The organism is bacterium (genome assembly GCA_029210965.1).
In the GTDB taxonomy this organism is placed as follows: Bacteria; BMS3Abin14; BMS3Abin14; order BMS3Abin14; family BMS3Abin14; genus JALHUC01.
This window is the reverse complement of sequence record JARGFZ010000006.1, coordinates 18,099-36,810: the sequence shown is the minus strand read 5'-3', so window position 1 is coordinate 36,810 and position 18,712 is coordinate 18,099. Positions and strand designations below refer to the sequence as shown.

The following is an 18,712-nucleotide window of genomic DNA, read 5'->3' as shown; positions in this document are numbered from 1 at the left end:
TGTGCTTAAGAAAAAAACTTTAGATTCTATAGACTTCAAAGGAAAACGGGCCCTTGTCAGGGTGGACTATAATGTTCCCCTGGATGCCAGTGGCCATATCACAGATGACACCAGGATAAGGGCGACATTGCCCACTATCAACCACATCCTGGACAACGGCGGCAGTCTGATCATCATTAGCCACCTGGGTCGGCCCAAGGACAAACCGGAACCATCCCTGAGCCTGGCTCCCGTGTCAAAGCGTCTCAGCCGGCTCCTCAAGCTTGAAGTCCAGTTTATGCCCAACTGCATAGGCGACGAGGTTCAGAGGGCTGCAAATGGACTGAAACCCGGTAGTGTCTTAATGCTTGAAAACCTCAGGTTCCATCCTGGGGAAACAAAAAACGATCCCGATTTTTCCCGCCAACTGGCTGCGCTTGCTGATATTTACATTGACGACGCTTTTGCTAATTCCCACCGGGAACACGCTTCTGTAATTGGTGTCCCCTCATATCTGCATCCCGCCATCGCCGGGTTCCTCATGGAAAAGGAGATCAACTACTTCAACAAGGCTTTAGCCGAACCGGTACGTCCCCTTGTGGCCATGCTGGGAGGCGCCAAGACCTCGGATAAGATAAAGACGATTGAGAGCCTTATGGAAAAGGTGGACAAGATCATCATCGGTGGAGGGATGGCTTTCACCTTTTTGAAGACCATGGGTTATCATTTAGGCAAGTCCCTGGTGGAGGAGGACATGTTGGATCTGGCTGCGGATATCATGGGGCAGGCAAGGTCAAGAGGTATCCCCTTTTACCTCCCGGTGGACTGCATTGCGGCTGATGCCAGGGAGGAAAAGGCCAAGACCATGGTCGTGCCTGCCCAGGAGATCCCGGATGATATGATGGGCCTGGATATAGGCCCTGCAACGGTGATACTTTTTAATCACGTGCTCGAGCAGGCCAGAACTATCGTATGGAACGGTCCAATGGGAGTGTTTGAGCTTTCACCCTTCAGCAAGGGGACCTTCTCCATGGTCGATACCCTGGCCAACTGCAGGGGGCTGACGATCATCGGGGGCGGGGACACCGATGTCGCTGTGCATGCCACGGGAAATTCCGACAAGATCGACTACATTTCCACGGGAGGAGGGGCTTTCATCAGGCTTCTCGAGAAAGGCGAACTGCCGGGCTTCAATGCCCTGGACGATGCCTGATCCCGGCCGTGATATGGATAACCTGGTAAAAAGTTCCTGGGAGATTATTACAACTGGTCCCGCCATCGGCGGGACCGATGGCGGAATTGTTTAATGGGTTTTTAGCGGATCAAGTTGATACGATATAGCACAGATGATATAGCCCGCCTGCTTCGGGGAGGTATACCATGGAAAGAAGACGGTTTATCGTTGCCAACTGGAAAATGAACAAAACCGTCGACGAATCTGTGGATTTTGTTGAGGAGTTCCTCCCCCTGGTTTCAGGTGTGGAGGATGTGGACATGGCCCTTGCGCCTTCCTATATTTCCCTGATGCCCGTTTCCGAAGCGCTGCAAGGGAGCTCGGTTGCACTGGCTGCCCAGAACATGCACTGGGAAGAAGCGGGCGCCTATACTGGAGAGATCAGCCCTGTTATGCTAAGGGATGCCGGATGCCGTTATGTGATCCTTGGTCATTCGGAACGAAGGCAGTATTTCGGAGAAGGGGACGGTGAAGTCTCGAGGAAAGTGCTGGCAGCTTTACAGGAGGGGATCGTTCCAGTTCTTTGTGTTGGCGAAACCCTTGGTGAAAGGGATTATGGCAAGACCTTCGATACCGTTGGGGGCCAGATCCACGGAGGGCTTGCTGATGTTGTGCTTCAGAGCGGTCAGGAACTTGTCCTTGCCTACGAACCTGTGTGGGCTATAGGGACCGGTAAAACAGCTGGCCCAGAAGAGGCCCAGGAGGTCCACTCCTTTGCCAGAAGCCAGCTTGCTGATATTTTCGGCAATGATGTCGCGGGATCTATCCGCATCCTTTATGGAGGTTCGGTCAAACCTGAAAACGCCGGTGTCCTCATGAGCATGGCTGACATTGATGGTGCCCTTGTTGGCGGAGCCAGCATGGATCCGGACAGTTTTGCGGGAATAATTAATTCCGTTTGAAGGTTGATGATTTCGCAAAAAGTCATCAACGCGCCCCGAGGGGGGCGCCCGGATCAATGACTGTCGATATAAGTCATTGATCTGTGAGGAAAGGGAAAACCACGCTTTTCCCTTTCCGAGGAGCAAAAAGCCGATAACGGACTTTTTGCGACCCTGTCAAGGTTTGGAGTTGACAAAAAAAAGTACAGCGTTAATGTGTTCGGTTCACGGTTCCCTTATTTCTGATTACTGAACTGGAGGTTTATAAAACAATGCTGATCCTTCTGATTAAAATCCTTCACATCGCTGTTGCAGTGTTCCTTATTCTTGTGGTCCTGCTCCAGACGGGGAAGGGAGCTGAAATGGGAGCCGCTTTCGGTGGCTCAAGCCAGACCCTGTTCGGTGGCGCAGGGCCCGCAGGGTTCATGGCAAAGCTGACGACCGCAGCGGCGGTGTGCTTCATGGTGACATCCCTCGGGTTGGCTTATGTTTCGTCCGCCAACAGGATGGGCGGTGTTCAACTCCCAGCAGCGCAAGAGGTTCCCGCACAGTTCCCGGCCCAAACTTCACCGGAGGTTGTCCCTGAAGCTTCCCAAACTCCGGATGGGGGCGCATCCATTCCTTCTGCCACCGGGGAGGAGACAGGCACTAAGGCTCAGTAGGCTTTATCTCCTACCGGGTGGCTGTCACCACTTCGGTGCCGAGTCCGATATCCCGAAAACTCTTGGTGATCCTGGCCATTGAAGTTCCCGGTCGAGGAACGAGCACCTGAATTTCCCCGATGATCTGCGGGGGTGTCACCACACCCCCCACAGTTTTTTTCGTTCCTACCAGATCCAGAGTGTCACCAGTCTTCAGGCCATCCTCTATCCCCAGGTCTATGAAAACGACATTACCTTTACCCATGATGGTTTGGCCCTCAGTGTTGATCAAAATGTAGCCAGTGAGGTCACCTGCAAGATCGTTCTCTTCCTTCGGGATCCAGGTCATGTAGTCGAGGTGTTCAATGACATGGTCGCCCACCTGGATTTCCTTGTAGACCTCTCCAACGATAGCTGTGGAGAGCTTCCCCTTTGAATGCACCACATTCAAGTCACCGAGAACCCTCGCCAGGAATCCGATCTTCTTTTTGGTTACCGGGTGAGAGACCTGGTCAAATACACGGACAATGGAATAGCGGCGGTCGGTCAGCAGTGGTGTTTTTCCTTCTGATTCAACATAAACTTTCATTCCCGCAGTGATAAGGAGCCGGTTCTCCTCAGTGGATGTGATGGTTCCGATCCCGATCTCCTCGTCATCTATAATGAATCCGTAGGTACTCATTGCCAGGATCATCTCCTGTTTGACCTCTTCGGTCACTGGAGCTGGTTCCGGTTCGATCTCAGGCATAGGCTCGGGTTCTGCCTGGACGGATTCTGCGGTTACAGGCTCTGGCGGAGGAGGCGGCGGCAGGAGCGGTCTGGGTTCCTGGGGAGGAGGAGCTGTCCTGGCAGTCATTTCAGGGATCACTATCTCCTGGCCGGGATAAATAAGGTGAGGATTTTCAATCTCGCGATTGACGCTCCACACCTGCGGCCACTGGAAGGGGTCGTACAGATAGAAGGACGTGATGTCCCAAAGTGTATCACCCTTTACAACGATGTGAACTTTTCCTGAGGCTTGTGAAATGCATGGCGCGGTCGTCAGTAAGGTCAACACGACAAGCGCAGTAACAGCCGCGGCCACAGCATAGCCTGTTCGCTTCATGGTGCTCTCCTTTTTTAAAAGGGCCCCTGTATAATATGCGTATTCTGTAAAGGGGTTCTACCCTCAACCCCGAAGGTCAAACTCCCAACCTCAAACCTCAAAAGTAGATTTAAATGATAGGCTTCGCAAAAACCCCTGTCAAGACAATGGTTTAGGTAATGCTTGCGGAGTTGTTAGATGCCATACCGGTGTTTTTATTAAGAAAGCTCATATACATGAGTGCTTTGGTATGAGAAGGATCTGTTTTCAGCACCTGTTCCCATTGTTCTTTAGCCCTGTCAAGGAAACCCCTGGAAAAATAGGTGATCCCCAGCTGGATGCGTGCATCCATGTAGTCGGGTCGATGCTCGGTGGCTCTGGTCAGAATGTCCAGGGCCTCATCAGTCATTCCTAATTCGCGAAGTGTAACGGCCAGCTTGACCTGGATATCAGGGAATCCGGGGGAGACGTTGAGGGCTTTTCGATACTCCACAATACTCTCCAGGAACATACCCAGTTCACGGTAAATATCTCCGATCTCCTTGTGTTTGTTGGCAAGCTTCCCTGCGATGAACGGTTCCAAGGCGGTCCTTTTCCGGGTGGCTCTGAGCTGTGCCTTTTCGATTACCTCCTTGGCCCGCCCGTACTGTTTCATCTCATTGAGTGTGACGGCGAGGTTAAGGGATGCCTCCGTGTAATCCGGGTTCAAGCGCACGGCCTTATCGAGGAACTCCCTGGCACTGGTGTACTCACCTTTCAGGTAGTAGATCTGGCCCAATCTGTTACAGATATCTGCAAAATCAGGATTTTTTTGGTAGATCGAGATGAGGGCCTCTTCAGCCTCATCGAACTGTCCGTGACTAATAAGGTCATCGATCTCCGCGACTGTAAGCTGCTTAAAATCCATCCTGTCCTCCACCTCGAAGCGTGTCAGAACAATCCATCACGCTGCGAGCAGTTTGTCGGAATCAGAGGTTCTGGCCATCCTCTGTCTGAGGTAGTGATTCCTCGGCTTTGCGGATGAGCTCCCGAGCCTCAGTCTTGATAGTGTTGGGGTAGCTGCCGTTCATTATCCGCTTAGCCCTTTCAATGGCAGAATGCGGATTTTTTTTCTTGAGGTAGAAAGAGGCTATCCCCAGTTCGTGCTGGCCCTCCTTGGTCAGGAGTTCCTCTGCCCGCTGTGTGGCAACTTCGATCCATTCTCCGTCCGGGTATTTTTCCACATATATTTCGAAGAGGATCCTTGCTTCCCTGAGCAAGGAAATATCCCTGTCATGGGGTATATATGATTTACCGGTTATTTTCCGTTTCTGGATCTGTTTTACCTTTGACAATGCCTGCTTGTAGACAGCTTGTTCGGAAAATGGACCGTCTGGATATGTATTCAGGTAAGTAGCGTAGTGTGATTCCGCTTCAGGATACTTGCCCAAATTAAATCCGGCTTCTCCAAGGAGAAACTGCACCTCCCCCCCGAGACGGGTACCGGCTGTAACAAATCTCAGCTCTTCGAGGGTCTCGTATGCTTTCTCATTTTTGCGTTTTTTTATATCCTTCCGAGCATCGCTAACCCTTTCCTCCGGGGTTGATTCCTGGAGAATAGGAGCCGAGCAGGAAAATGCAAGGAATGAAAGGACCAGTATCAGGGCTATTTTAAACGGTTTTATTTTCAGGGTTGCCTCCAGGGACGGTAACAATTGACAAATCTGGCAGGCTCCAGGGGTTTCCGATAGCCTGCCGGATAGTCTGGTACACAATCAGATTTTCGCCTAGTATGTAGAAGAAGACGTGATTGTGTCAAGAACGGTAATGGGTAATGGGTTGAAGTGCCTCCCATACCCCCACACTCCCATACTCGTTTCCGGAGGAAACCACATGCAGTACATCACAATTGGCTCCGGTACGGCTATTCCTCAGAGCGGGAGGTCTGCACCCTGTCATCTTGTCAGGGTGGGTGGCCGGACCGTGGTCATAGATCTGGGGCCGGGATCCGCCTGGGGTCTTGTCCGGCACGGTGGTGTCGATCTCCGGGATATTGATCTTCTCCTGTTCACTCATTTTCACATGGATCATTGCGCGGATCTGGCACCCCTCCTGTTTGCCTTGTGCTCCGGGGAACTAGCCAGAACCTCACCCCTGCTCATTCTTGGTCCCCGGGGGCTCCATGAACATTACCGTAACCTTCAGGCGATCTGGGCGCATAATGTAGCTCCTGCCGGGTTCCGCCTGACCCTCGAGGAATGGACCCATGGCGAGCTTTCATGGACCGGATGTATTATCAATGCTGCGCTAACCTCTCACTCTGTGCCCAACCTGGCGTGGCGTATTGATACTGTAGATGCGGGTAATTGCGGGATCGTTATCACCGGTGACGGCCAGGCCACCGATGAACTGATGGATCTGGCAAGCTCGGCGGATCATGCTCTTGTTGCCGAATGCGCCGCTGGCCCGGGGATGTTGGTGGAAGGACACATGAACCCGGCCCAGGCGGGTGACCTTGCCCAGATGTGCGGTTCCAAAAAACTGATCCTGTGTCATATCAATCCGGGTTCAGGGTCCATGGCCATCATGAAAGAGGCGATGAGACACTTTGAGGGGGAGGTAATCGTTGCCGAGGATGGGATGGTTGTGGAGATTGACTGATCACAGATCAGTCAATCGGTGATCGGTTATCAGTAATCTGTTATCCGAAATGTCAAAAAAGCAACATGCACCTCAATTTTCTCAACTGCATGCTTGACAATTAACTGGATTGAATTTTTGTTTTCACGCTTCACGCTTCACGCTTCACGCTTCACGCTTCACGCTTCACGCTTCACGCTTCACGTCTTTTACTCCTGCTTCTCAAAGCTCTCCGTCGCCCCGCAGGCCTGGCACTTCCTGGGTTTACAGCGGCCCTCTTTGGTCTCGCCGCACTCCTTGCACTTGAATACTGCCATGTCATACTCCCTTCAATGTTCAATGTTCAATGTTTATTCTGTGTTCTACATTCTACGTTCTACGTTCTGCCTCACCGGCATTCCCCACAAAGGCCCACGGCGTGCACCTGAACACTATGAACTTCAAAGCTGTGCGGTTCATTTGGCAGTTTCAGAAGATGGGTTTCCGGGGTAATTTCAAGGTCACCGATTTGCTTGCAGGATCTGCAGAAGGTATGGGCGTGCTCGCTCATGTCCGGATCGAAGTGCGATCTTTCGGGGTTGATGCTTAACTCCTGAAGTTCGCCCATGTCCCTCAGGGTCTGCAGGGTTTTGTAAACTGTCGTAAAGGAGATCGAGGGGTGGACCTTGAGGATCTCCCGGTAGATGTCCTCCGCTGAGGGATGAGTGCGGTTTCTCTGGAGAAGCTTAAAGATGCTCAGCCTCTGAGGTGTGATCTTCAAACCTGCTTCACGAAACCTTTTAACGATCTTTTCGATATCCCTCATTTGTCATCCCTCATTTGTCTCTATTCACCATTGTGTTAGTTAAGTTTTCCGCCGATTGGTCAGACCTCAAGGTCGGAGCATAATATTTAAAGGGCTGAAAGTAAATATTACATTTTAGGTGTGGAGTAATAATGTGTGCGGAATTTGGCTGTGGTCTTGATCTTGTTTGTTGCCTACCGGGCACCGGGTACCGGGTACTGCTGTTCTACCATGGATGCCAGTCCTTCCAGTCTCCTTCTAAGGTTTCGATCATAAAGCCAAGCAGTGGGAAGTAAAGAAGGAGAATGGGAGTAAGTGAAGAGAAGGTTATCCAGAAGGGTGCAGATCCGAGGAAGGAAACCAGGATCAAAAAGCCCAGGAAGCCCATGAAGAACTTTGTGGAACGGTTTTTCCAACCGGTGATGGAGTATCCCTTAACGCGGGTCCAGTCATATTCCATCTTGACCCCCAACTAACGGAAAGAGTGAAATAGTTCACTTAGTTACAGTAAAGTGCAGGTCTTGTCGGATGTCAAGGAAGAAGAAGGTGTAGGATAGGAGAGTGTAGAGTGCAGAGTTTTAACCAGGACGCAGTACGCAGAACGCAGGATGCAGAAGAGAGTCAAAAGCTATAACATTTCAGGTCCTTAGAGGCTCCTGGTTGGTCATTCAGAACAGAGTATAGCGAGGATCGGATTACAGAGTTCTTTTTATTACACCAAACTAGATATGTGAAGGACATCAAGACCTCACGAAAATCCTCACCAAAAGTGGCAGATGAGATAAGGCAGGAACATTAGAATTTTTACACTCCGGGTTAACGTCTATGGTCGCTGGACGTTCTGTGCCTCTTTGGGCCTTTGGGCTATCCCTTTCCTCTGCACTCTACACTTTGCACTCCAATAAAAAAGGCCCCCGAAGGGGCCGTTTTTATTGGATGGTGCCGAAGGCGAGACTCCCACCTCCGCTCTTTAGGAGCTGCGGCGGGCAAGCTCACTAATGGCCTTGCGGCCAGGTTCCCGTCTCGCCAATCACGTGGACATAAAAAAACGCCCCGGATGGGGCGATTTTTTTATGTATGGTGCCGAAGGCGAGACTCGAACTCGCACGGGCGTTAACCCACCACCCCCTCAAGATGGCGTGTCTACCAGTTCCACCACTTCGGCAAAATTGAGGGCCCATTATTTTCAAAGCCCTATCATTTGTCAAGCAGTTAGAATCGGTTAACAGTTGACTATTTGCGATTTGCAGTAAAATTCTTGATCTGCAGGGTTCAAGGTGACTATTTTGACTCCATTTTTGTTACAGTTCACCGTTAACTGTTCACCGATAACTGCATTTATTTACTTAACCTTTTCTGTTATATTTTCGTGATAGTTTTTTACAGGAAAGGAGTCCCTTTGGAAGTTCGAAAAGTTGTTTTACCTGCTGCAGGCATGGGAACCCGGTTCCTCCCTGCCACCAAAGTTGTACCCAAGGAGCTGTTCCCGCTGGTTGATCGTCCTCTTATTCAGGAGGTTGTGGACGAGGCCGTCGCCTCAGGCATAAGCAACCTGATACTTGTCACAGCCAGAGGTAAGTCTGCCATGGAGGATTATTTTGATATTGATCCCGGTCTGGAAAGCTTCCTCGAAAGGAAGGGTGACAAAGGGGTGCTTCAACGGATCAGGGAAATTTCCCGTATGATCCAGGTGTCCTTTGTCAGGCAGAAAGAACCCCTTGGATTGGGGCATGCAGTGCTTTGCGCCCGGGATCTTGTGGGTCTTGAGCCTTTCGCGGTGATACTCCCGGATGACCTCATCGATGCCGCCAAGCCGTGTCTGGCACAGCTCCTCGATATTTTTGCAAGGACCGGGAAATCTGTGGTTGCTCTGCAGGAGGTGCCTGATGATCAGACCCACATGTACGGCATCATCCAGGGGCAAAAGACAGAGGCTGGTGTCTATCGTGTTGACAGTTTTGTGGAAAAACCCCCGCCCGGTACTGCACCTTCCAATTTAGCTGTCATCGGAAGGTACATTCTGGCTCCAGATATTTTCTCTCTTCTTGAATCTCAGGAAAGAGGTGTCGGAGGTGAGATCCAGCTTACCGATGCCTTAAACAGCCTTGCAGGAACAGATGGTGTATACGGAGTGGTGTTTGAAGGTTTAAGATACGACGCTGGTGACAGGCTGGGGCTCCTCAAAGCCAATATCCATTATGCTCTCAAGGATGATGAGCTTGCTCCCCGATTGCTGCAATTTATGGCTGATAAAATGGCTATTACCAAAAAATAATGAAGAGAAAAAGAGATTTCATATGGGAGACGGGCTGGAGTTTAACGAAATTCAGCCGTCTGGTTCACCAGGTTTCCGGGAAAATGCCTTCTCCCCCGGATTGGGCCGGGGAGACTTCACATCCGCCCATGGACATCTTTGAGGATGAGGTAGAAGTTCATGTTGAGCTGGAGGTCCCGGGCATGAGCCGGGATGAACTGAACATCAGACTCGACAGGGATCGACTGAGCATCCAGGGTTTCAAACACAGCGGTGGTGACAGCGAGTGCCTCAGATATCTCTGCCTGGAGCGGGAGTTCGGGGTTTTCAGGAGGATCGTTGAGGTCCCGGTAAGCGTGGATGGGTCAGGAGTGCGTGCGGCTTTGGTTGACGGAGTGCTGAAAATAAAGCTTCCTAAAGTCACTGAAAGACGCCAGACAGCTGTGGATGTGAGGATTGATGATTAAACTTCATGGGTACGCCAAAAGTCCATCAGGCAGTCCCGCCACCGGCTGGACTGGGGTGGGACCGCGCCATTGGCGCGGGGCGAATTCACATAGGTTGGCGGGGGATGACGCCCCTCACGCCACAGGCGTGATGACCGCCCTTCAGAAAGCTCGTAGAGATTTATTACGAACTTATCAAATTCTGTCCCGAGAGGCGGCCAAATGAGTAAGGAGCGAAACGGGATCATTGAGGAAGGCAGTGAGCGGGGTTCAGGGTCTGAAGGGACTGTAATTCCGGAGGTTCTGCCACTTCTTCCCATAAGGGATATTGTTGTATTTCCCTACATGATCGTCCCCCTGGTCGTGGGAAGGGAGAAGTCGATCCGCGCCCTTGATGAGGCCCTCAAGGGCGATCGACTTATCTTCCTGACGGCTCAGCAGGCGGGGGATCTGGAGGAACCCGGCACAGAGGATCTCCACGAGCTGGGTACTGTTAGTATCATTATCCGGATGTTGAAGACCCCCGACGGGAAAGCGAAGATCCTCGTTCAGGGGTTGCAGAGGGGGCAGGTTGCCGAGTTTCTGCAGACCGATCCTTTCTTCTCCGTGCGCCTTGATCTGGTTAACGAAGAACTGCATGAGCCGCCGCCACTGAAGATAGAGGCCATGGTGAGGGCCATGAAAGAAGGCCTGATGCGGATCGTGGAACTAGGCAAGCCTGTCCCGCCTGATGTCTTGTCAGTGGCCGGGAACGTTGATGATCCCGGGCGCCTTGCAGACCTTATAGGGTCGAGTCTGGGGCTCAGCCTTGAAGAGGCGCAGCAGGTACTGGGGACTATTGATCCTTATGAACGTCTTGAATATGTTCACGAGATCCTGGACAAGGAATTGAAGATCAACGAGATGCAGCAGAAGATCCATAATCAGGCCCAGGAGGAGATGAGTAAGACTCAGAAGGATTATTATCTTCGCCAGCAGCTCAAGGCCATTCAGCAGGAGCTCGGGGACAAGGATGACCGTGAGGTTGAGATCGAGGGGATCCGGGAGAGTATCGAAAAAGCCGGGATGCCCGTGGATGTGAAACAGGAGGTGGGCAAACAGCTTGACAGGCTGGCGAAAATGCATCCTGACTCAGCAGAGGCTTCAACTGTCAGAACCTACCTGGACTGGATTGTGGAGATCCCCTGGAAAAAGTCCACGAAGGACAAGCTGGATCTCAGGGTTGCTTCCGATGTTCTCAATGAGGACCATTACGATCTGGAAAAGATAAAGGAGCGGATTCTTGAGTACCTCGGGGTTCTTAAACTCAAGAAGGAGCTCAAGGGACCTATCCTCTGTCTTGTGGGTCCGCCGGGAGTCGGAAAGACATCCCTTGGGAAATCCATTGCCAGGGCCATGGGACGGCAGTTCATCCGCATGTCCCTTGGCGGGGTAAGGGATGAGGCAGAGATAAGGGGGCACCGGAGGACCTATGTCGGAGCGCTCCCGGGACGTATTATTCAGGGAATGAAACAAGCAGGATCACGCAACCCGGTCTTCATGCTGGATGAGATCGACAAACTGGGCTCCGATTTCAGGGGAGATCCTTCCTCCGCTCTACTGGAGGTGCTTGATCCTGAGCAGAACCATAATTTCCGTGATCACTACCTGGCGGTACCTTACGATCTGTCTGCCGTCATGTTCATCGCCACCGCTAACATGGCCGATCCTATACCCCAGGCTCTCAGGGACAGGATGGAGATCATCCAGCTTTCAGGTTACACAGCTGTGGAGAAACGGCATATAGCGAGAAGGTATCTTGTCGATCGACAGTTAGACAGGAACGGCCTCACACCCGAGTTATTGTCCCTGTCTGACGGCGCCCTGGACAGGATCATCACTGAATACACCAGAGAAGCCGGGGTTCGGAACCTTGAGCGGGAGATAGGCAGCGTTTGCCGGAAGGTGGCCAAAGCGATAGCCTTGGGGAAAAAGACGCATACCGTGGTCACTGCCAGGAATCTGGACAGTTATCTCGGTGTTCCCAGGTTCCGGGGAGCTCGCAGGGAGGATGAGGCGAGAATAGGTGTATCCGTGGGTCTGGCCTGGACTCCTGTCGGAGGGGATACCCTCAACATAGAGGTTTCGGCTGTCAAAGGTAACGGTACTCTCACCCTGACCGGTTCTCTTGGAGATGTCATGAAAGAGTCTGCCCAGGCCTCGCTGAGCTATATCCGTTCCCGGGGCAACGACCTTGGTGTGACGCCCCAGAGCATTCTTACGACCGACATTCATGTTCACGTTCCGGCTGGAGCGACTTTCAAAGACGGTCCCTCGGCGGGGATCGCCATAACTTCGGCCATGATCTCGTCTTTAACAGGCAAGCTGCCTCTCCCGGCGGTTGCCATGACAGGGGAGATCACCTTGACGGGCCGTGTGCTTCCCATCGGCGGCCTGCGGGAAAAGCTCCTTGCCGCAAAAAGGGCGTCGATCAACAAGGTGATCATCCCCTCTCTCAATTTACCCGATCTGAAGGAGATACCTTCCTATGTGACCAGAGGGATCCAGATCGTTCCGGTGAAGGACATGGATGAGGCCCTGTCAGCAATTTTTAAAAAGGACACCTTTTCAAAGACCGGTCGCAGCGGGAAAGCCCGCAGTTTGGTGAAGGGTTCAACTAATGCAAAACGTTGACAAGAGACAGTTCGGCCCGATCCTCGTTGTAGATGACGAGAAGTTTTTTCAGGATCTGATGGCTAACATTCTCACTCAGGAGGGCTATCAGGTTCAGATAGCGGGTTCCGGAGAGGAGGCCCTCAAGGCCTGCAGTGAGGGAGAGTTTCATGTGGTAGTGCTGGATCTCGTGCTGCAGGACATCATGGGAACCGAGGTGCTCGCCAGAGTAAGGGAAAGGGATCCAGATGTCGCTGTTATCATGGTCACGGCCTACGCCAGCATGGAAAGCGCCATAGAGGCTCTCAAGGCGGGTGCCTACGATTACATTAAAAAACCAATCGTGAAAGAAGACCTGCTGTACGCTGTTGAACGGGCCATCGAAAGGCAGCAATTGGCTATGCGCAACCAACAGCTGGTACATCAGCTGCAGGCTCGTATCGAGGAGATGAAGACAATGAGCCGGGAAAAGGAGGAGGTTTTCCGCATCCTGGACGAAGGGCTCCTCATCATGGAAGACAGCGGAAGGATCTTCGACCTTAACCCGAAAGCTGTGGAGCTCCTGAGTAATTCCGACGCACCCCTGGCCGGCACGGACTTTCATAAAACTGAGTTTCCCATGCCGGAGGGTTTTATTGCTGCCGTAAAAGCCGGGGCCGGACAACCTTTGAGATCTCTGCTGACTCTCCCCGGCAAGGCAGGTCAAAACAAACAGATAGAACTTGTGGGGTTATCCATGGTGCGGGAAGCAGGTCCATCCCGCATTCTTCTTGGCTTCAGGGACCTTACCGGGATCAGGGACATGGAGAAGAACCGGGAGGAGTTTCTTGCCATCGTTTCCCATGATTTGAGGACCCCCCTGACCTCCATGAAAGGTTTTGTGGAGGTTTTATTGGGAGGAGATTACGATTCTCCGGAGAAACTTCGGGAATATCTCGGGATCCTGGATTCTGAAGCCGACAGGATGATCAGTCTGATCAACGACCTTCTTGATCTTGGGCGTCTGGAGTCCGGAAAAATGGCGCTGCACATGGAGGCGGTCCAGTTGGATGAACTGGCCGCATATACCGTGAGAAGTATGGAGGGACTGGCTGCCCGGAAAGGAGTTTCCCTGACCTTCAGCGGACAGGGCCCGGGTACACTGGAGGTTCTTGCGGACCGTAGAAGGCTGCTTCAGGTGTTCGTCAACCTTCTTTCCAATGCCATCCAGTTCACCCCTGAAGGCTCCGAAGTTGAAACGGTGGTCCGCAGGGAAGACGGATCGGTTCTCGTGGAAGTTTTGGACGATGGCCCTGGTGTTCCTCCCGGGGAAAGAGAAATTATCTTTGAGAAATACCATCAGGGGGAACGGATTTCATCCGGGCGCGGTAAAGGCAGCGGACTGGGGCTTGCCATCGTCAGAAAGATCGTGGATCTGCATGGCGGTTCGATCCGCCTGGAGGGCCGCGACGGAAGACACGGCAGCAGCTTTATTTTTGTTATGGACGCCAGGGACAGGGGAGATATTTAATGGGGCACCGAATCCTCGTAGTAGATGACAGCCCCTTCATTCTGGAACTGGTCAAGGATATCCTGGTCAGGGAGGGATACGAAGTTGACCGTGCGATGAACGGTCACGAGGCCATGCAGGCCATAGGGGAAGACCCTCCTGATCTTGTTCTGCTGGACATCATAATGCCTGAAATGAGCGGATACCAGGTCTGCCGTCTTATCAGGAGCGATGAACGACTAAAGGCTCTTCCGGTGGTCATGATGACCGCCAAGGATACCCAGAAAGACCGCTTCTGGGGTCTGGAAGTAGGTGCTGATGCCTATATCACAAAACCAATAGAAGAACAGAGCTTGATCGAGACGATCTTGTCTCTGCTCAAGGAAAAACGTGACCCCATAAAACCGGTCAGTCCTGAGGAGTTGACAAGCGAAACTCTCAAAGGGAGGGCCGACGATATCCTGGAGCGAAAGCTCCTGGAAATGACTATCATCAACGAGACCGGCAAACTCTTTACGTACCTGGACAGACCCGATGCCCTCCTGCAGAATGTTCTCATGCTCATCTGCCAGGTTGTTGACTACGACCTGGGTGCCATCTTCGCGGTACTTCCAGGCGCCAATGAGAAACTCGTTGCGATCCGCTACCGGAATCAGTCCCTGAAGGTATCAAAGAAGAATGTCATCAAAAGCGGCAGTGAAATGCTTGCCCTTGACAGGGGGGTGGAGATCTCTGCCATAAGGGATCTCGAGATCAGGCTCATTGAGGATTCCGAGCTTACGGGGGGTAACACGAGAAAAGCATCTTCGTCAGAGTTTACCATCGCTCTGCGTTCTTCCAGCGGCGTCCTTGGCAGCATCACTCTCTTTTCAAGCCGCAAGGAGTTCTTTGTCCCTGATGACGAGGTTCTTGTGGAAATGATCTCATCTCAGCTCTCGGTGTTGCTCGACAACGTGCAGCTCCTGCAGGAAAGGGATCGACAGCTGGCTATTCTTGAGCTTGAAAAGAACAGGGTAGAAGCGATCCTTCGGAATATGGCGGAAGGTGTTCTCGTCACCGACTGGTCCTACCGGATCATCCACGCCAATCCGTTAGCCCTCCAGTTCCTTGGTGTCGATGGGACTCTTGAAGGGCAGCATCTTTTCGACCATATACCCCGGGATACTTTCGGTATACTGGAGGAGCAGCGTATTGGTGTAAAAAACCCCACATGGACTGTACGTTTCAGTGCCATCAAGGAAAATTTTCCGTTGGTGGCCAGCGTGGCTGTTGTGGACGAGAAGGAGGAACAGACCCTCGGACTCATCATCCTCCTCAGGGACATGTCGGCAGAGGATGAACTGGATCACCTCAAGAGCAAGTTTCTCGAAAACGTCTCCAACCATCTCAGAAGCCCCTTGACCTCTTTGAAAGGTTTTCTTGATCTGTTGTGGGATGATATCTACTCCAGCGCCCCGCCCCGACAGCGAGAGTATCTGGACGTGATGAACGAGGAGACAGGCAAACTCGCTGAAATAGTGGAGGACCTCCTCAGCCTCTCAAAGATAGAGCTTACAGATTTCAGGGTTGTTCCCGAGGATTTCTCCATTTCCGATACGCTCCTTACCGCCATGATCAACAACCAGGCTGCTGCCCAGACCAAGGGACTCACCCTTAAATCGGATGTGGCCGAAGGGCTCGGACAGGTTCATGCGGACAAGGAAAGTGTGGCAGATGTTATAAACAGGCTTGTTGCCAACGCCATCAAGTACAGCCCACCTGACTCTGATATAGTTATAGGTGCCCGAGTCTGCTCCCGTCCAGGGCAAGTAAACGCACAGGAGATTTTTGTGAGGGATTTTGGTCCCGGTGTGCCGGATGACAAGAGGGATGCCATATTTGAAAAGTACGGGGAGCATCGGCTGTTCAGTGATGTCGATACCCACGGGGTCGGCCTTGGTCTGCCAATATGTAAAAGGCTCGCTGAAATGAACGGCGGAATTATAGGAGCCGAGCCTGCAGAGGGTGGTGGAAGTGTCCTTTTCTTTACCCTGCCTGCGCAGGCACCGATGAAGACTGAGGGAACACAGGTACAATAATGAAGCAGCCTGGGTATCCCCTGCCAAGAGAAGATCTGAAGGATTTTCTCCAGTCACTTTTCAGGATAACGGGCCTGTACATGGGGTATATTCCCCAAGGTTCAGACCTCCCGGACATTATAGTTGGGGAGTCGTCCTTCTGCCTGCAGTTAAAGACTTCAAGCGAGGGTGCTTCAAAATGCAAGTCTTTCGCAGATTCCTTGAGACTCAAGGCCATGCAAAGCGGTAAACCAGAGTTTGACCTGTGCCATGCACGGTTGGCAGAGGTCGTCATTCCCATTGTTTCCCGCGAGGGTACTGATTTCGGTACTGTTGTAATGGGACAGGCGGCCATTGAGGGGCTGTCGGATGAGCATAAGAAGCATATCAGGGATATCGGCTCCGAGATAGCACCGGATGACATTGACAGGCTGGTTGCGTCAGCAGCAGGGATTCCCGTATTCATGCGTTCCCGCCTCGAGACTTTGGGGAGTTTTATTCAGCAGCAGCTTTTGGAAAAGGTGATCTCCCACGTCGCTCTCGAGGATACCACTGAGTACCTGTTTCAGAAATACGAGGAACTCATGTTCCTCTATGCCATAACTGAAAGTCTCAGTCCGGATAGTGGTCACCAGAAGGCTCTGGCGGTCATCCTTGATAAGGGTGTTCAGAGGCTGAACGCCAGGTGGGGATTGTTCATGATTTTCGAGGCGGAAGTGGATGGCAAACTTGAACTGCTTGATGCCTGCGGCAAACTGCCGTGGCCTGAAGAATCAGGTCCTGATCCCTTTCTCCTGGGAATAATCCGCGGCTGCCAAGGCCCGTCACTCATACTGGGACCCGGGTTCCGGGATGTTGAGGTGGCACCCAATACAGGAGATCTTCTCGTTGTCCCCTTCCGGCTTCGAAATTCCAGGGAGGGGTTCCTCGTTTTCGGGTGGGAAAAGAAGGGGATGATTGGAGACGGGGAGTTGAAGTTTGCACTTGCGCTGTCCAGCCAGGCCGCCTCTGTCCTCCACGCCATGCAGCTGTATCAGGAGCTTGCTGATCTTCTGTTTGCGACCTTGGGAGCCCTTTCCTCGGCCGTTGACGCCAAGGATCCCTATACCCACGGTCACTCCCAGCGGGTGGCCGAATACGCTGTGTTGGCCGCCCAGGGCATGGATTTCAGTTCGAAGTTCATCACCATGCTCAAAATCGCCGGACAGCTTCACGATTTCGGCAAGATCGGGGTAAGGGAACACATCCTGACCAAGCAGGGCCGTTTGAGTGAAAGCGAAATGCAGGCCATGCAGGAACACCCATCGATCGGTGCCCAGATCCTGGGTAAATTCAAACCCTTCGTCGATATTGTTCCGGGGATCCGCCACCACCATGAACACTTTGATGGCAGGGGTTATCCTCTCGGGCTGGAAGGGAATGATATCCCCCTGGTGGGAAGGATCATATCTGTAGCCGATGCTTACGATGCCATGACTACAGATCGCCCATACAGGGTCAAGCTGAATCATGGGGAGGCGCTTGCCGAACTAAAGAATAATGCAGGTAGTCAGTTCGATCCTGAAGTGGTCGGAGCCTTTATCGGCGCCATTGAGGGGAGCATCCATGGGTGATGAAGTACGCATTAGAATTCTCATTGTAGATGACGAAGAGAACATCAGGCATCTTCTGCGTCTTGCTTTCGAGGAGGGTTTTGAAGTTTTGGAGGCCGTTGATGGATTGGATGCCGTTGATAAGGCGCTGGAGTTCAGACCACACATTATCCTTTCTGACATCATGATGCCCCGCCTGGATGGTTATGGGTTGTACAGGAAAATAAAATCCAGGCCCGAGACAGCCTCCATCCCCTTTATTTTCCTGAGTGCCAAGAAGGATGTGGATGAACGGGTCGAGGGTCTGGAAATGGGAGCGGATGATTACATTACCAAGCCGTTCTCTATCAAGGAGCTCAGGGCCAAGGTCCGTTCCATCACCAAGAAGATAAAAGACATGAAGGAACTCGGCAGCCTGGAAGGACTTTTAAAGGAAGTGGATCTTGTTGATGTTATACAACTCATTGAAATGGGCAGAAAAACAGGGATGCTTCTGCTGGAATCCTCACCGGGCCCGGGCCGTGTATATTTCGAGTTGGGGGTCCCGGTATACGCGATGACGGAGAAATGGGAGGGCCTCGAGGCTTTTTACACAATGCTCTCCTGGAAAGAGGGGCGGTTCAAGCTGGACCAGAAAGCAGTTTCCATTGAACCGAATATCGAGCACAGCGGCAGCCAGGAACTTCTCATGGAAGGTGTCAGGCTTGCCGATGAGATGGAAGAATCGCTCCGGAGCCTGCCGCCATTGGAAACGATCCTCCAACCTGCAGATGATACAGACGATATTGCAGGTGAGCTGAGAAACGTGGTCAAGGCTTATTCAGGTGGAGCAGACATCATCTGGGCTTTGGATATTTCCGGGTTTCCCCCATACCGCTTCTATCCGCTTACGAGCCAAGCCTTGAGCAAGGGACTTCTCATCGGGCCAACAGATGCGGCGATGAAAATCGATCTGCTTCGAAAGATAAGAACAGTCCTGGAAAAACTCTGACGAGGTGTT

The 18,712-nt window shown here is 52.2% G+C and carries 17 protein-coding genes and 1 tRNA gene; 11 read left to right on the top strand and 7 right to left on the bottom strand.

Features of this window, described 5'->3' with window-relative positions:
• The first annotated feature begins 1 nt into the window (after position 1).
• The 3 genes from P1S59_04180 (at position 2) to secG (ending at position 2,756) form a co-directional block, all read left to right on the top strand.
• On the top strand, positions 2-1,192 hold the full coding sequence (locus tag P1S59_04180) for a phosphoglycerate kinase (GenBank protein MDF1525455.1): 1,191 nt from the start codon (positions 2-4) through the stop codon (positions 1,190-1,192).
• A 167-nt stretch (positions 1,193-1,359) separates the two neighbouring features.
• A complete protein-coding gene (gene tpiA, locus P1S59_04175) occupies positions 1,360-2,115 on the top strand; it encodes a triose-phosphate isomerase (GenBank protein ID MDF1525454.1) in 756 nt (251 codons plus the stop codon).
• A 254-nt stretch (positions 2,116-2,369) separates the two neighbouring features.
• Positions 2,370-2,756 (top strand): preprotein translocase subunit SecG, encoded by a 387-nt coding sequence (gene secG / locus P1S59_04170; GenBank protein ID MDF1525453.1) that lies wholly within the window; start codon positions 2,370-2,372, stop codon positions 2,754-2,756.
• A gap of 10 nt (positions 2,757-2,766) precedes the next feature.
• Here secG and P1S59_04165 read toward each other — a convergent pair whose 3' ends face one another.
• The 3 genes from P1S59_04165 to bamD form a co-directional block, all read right to left on the bottom strand.
• Complete coding sequence (locus P1S59_04165) at positions 2,767-3,840, bottom strand: LysM peptidoglycan-binding domain-containing protein (GenBank protein MDF1525452.1); 1,074 nt, start codon at positions 3,838-3,840, stop codon at positions 2,767-2,769.
• A 151-nt stretch (positions 3,841-3,991) separates the two neighbouring features.
• Positions 3,992-4,726, bottom strand: coding sequence for a tetratricopeptide repeat protein (locus tag P1S59_04160; GenBank protein MDF1525451.1), 735 nt, complete (start codon positions 4,724-4,726; stop codon positions 3,992-3,994).
• 61 nt (positions 4,727-4,787) lie between these two features.
• On the bottom strand, positions 4,788-5,513 hold the full coding sequence (bamD, locus tag P1S59_04155) for an outer membrane protein assembly factor BamD (protein ID MDF1525450.1): 726 nt from the start codon (positions 5,511-5,513) through the stop codon (positions 4,788-4,790).
• Positions 5,514-5,691: 178 nt separating this feature from the next.
• Here bamD and P1S59_04150 point away from each other — a divergent pair, with 178 nt between their 5' ends.
• Positions 5,692-6,459, top strand: a complete 768-nt coding sequence (locus P1S59_04150; protein ID MDF1525449.1) for an MBL fold metallo-hydrolase — start codon at positions 5,692-5,694, stop codon at positions 6,457-6,459.
• 188 nt (positions 6,460-6,647) lie between these two features.
• Here the strand turns inward: P1S59_04150 and P1S59_04145 are convergent, their stop codons facing one another.
• The 4 genes from P1S59_04145 to P1S59_04130 form a co-directional block, all read right to left on the bottom strand.
• Entirely contained in the window at positions 6,648-6,755 is a 108-nt protein-coding gene (locus P1S59_04145; GenBank protein MDF1525448.1) for a rubredoxin, read from the bottom strand.
• Positions 6,756-6,826: 71 nt separating this feature from the next.
• Positions 6,827-7,243 carry a Fur family transcriptional regulator gene (locus P1S59_04140; GenBank protein MDF1525447.1) on the bottom strand — a complete coding sequence of 139 codons (417 nt, stop codon included), beginning with the start codon at positions 7,241-7,243 and terminating at the stop codon, positions 6,827-6,829.
• Between the two features lie 205 nt (positions 7,244-7,448).
• Positions 7,449-7,682 (bottom strand): hypothetical protein, encoded by a 234-nt coding sequence (locus P1S59_04135; GenBank protein MDF1525446.1) that lies wholly within the window; start codon positions 7,680-7,682, stop codon positions 7,449-7,451.
• A gap of 618 nt (positions 7,683-8,300) precedes the next feature.
• Positions 8,301-8,387, bottom strand: a tRNA-Leu gene (locus tag P1S59_04130).
• Positions 8,388-8,621: 234 nt separating this feature from the next.
• Between P1S59_04130 and galU the strand changes: the two genes are divergently transcribed.
• The 7 genes from galU (at position 8,622) to P1S59_04095 (ending at position 18,703) form a co-directional block, all read left to right on the top strand.
• Positions 8,622-9,497, top strand: coding sequence for a UTP--glucose-1-phosphate uridylyltransferase GalU (galU, locus tag P1S59_04125; GenBank protein ID MDF1525445.1), 876 nt, complete (start codon positions 8,622-8,624; stop codon positions 9,495-9,497).
• Positions 9,498-9,625: 128 nt separating this feature from the next.
• Entirely contained in the window at positions 9,626-9,943 is a 318-nt protein-coding gene (locus P1S59_04120; GenBank protein ID MDF1525444.1) for an Hsp20/alpha crystallin family protein, read from the top strand.
• A 201-nt stretch (positions 9,944-10,144) separates the two neighbouring features.
• Positions 10,145-12,595, top strand: a complete 2,451-nt coding sequence (gene lon, locus P1S59_04115) for an endopeptidase La (GenBank protein ID MDF1525443.1) — start codon at positions 10,145-10,147, stop codon at positions 12,593-12,595.
• Positions 12,582-14,084: a response regulator gene (locus P1S59_04110; GenBank protein ID MDF1525442.1), complete on the top strand. Its 1,503-nt coding sequence runs from the start codon at positions 12,582-12,584 to the stop codon at positions 14,082-14,084. Before lon ends, P1S59_04110 begins: the two co-directional genes overlap by 14 nt.
• Positions 14,084-16,141 carry a response regulator gene (locus P1S59_04105; protein ID MDF1525441.1) on the top strand — a complete coding sequence of 686 codons (2,058 nt, stop codon included), beginning with the start codon at positions 14,084-14,086 and terminating at the stop codon, positions 16,139-16,141. The genes P1S59_04110 and P1S59_04105 overlap by 1 nt, the downstream gene beginning before the upstream one ends.
• The gene (locus tag P1S59_04100) at positions 16,141-17,733 is read left to right on the top strand and encodes an HD domain-containing protein (protein MDF1525440.1); all 1,593 of its coding nucleotides are present in this window, start codon (positions 16,141-16,143) and stop codon (positions 17,731-17,733) included. Before P1S59_04105 ends, P1S59_04100 begins: the two co-directional genes overlap by 1 nt.
• Positions 17,726-18,703, top strand: coding sequence for a response regulator (locus tag P1S59_04095; protein ID MDF1525439.1), 978 nt, complete (start codon positions 17,726-17,728; stop codon positions 18,701-18,703). Before P1S59_04100 ends, P1S59_04095 begins: the two co-directional genes overlap by 8 nt.
• Positions 18,704-18,712 lie beyond the last annotated feature (9 nt).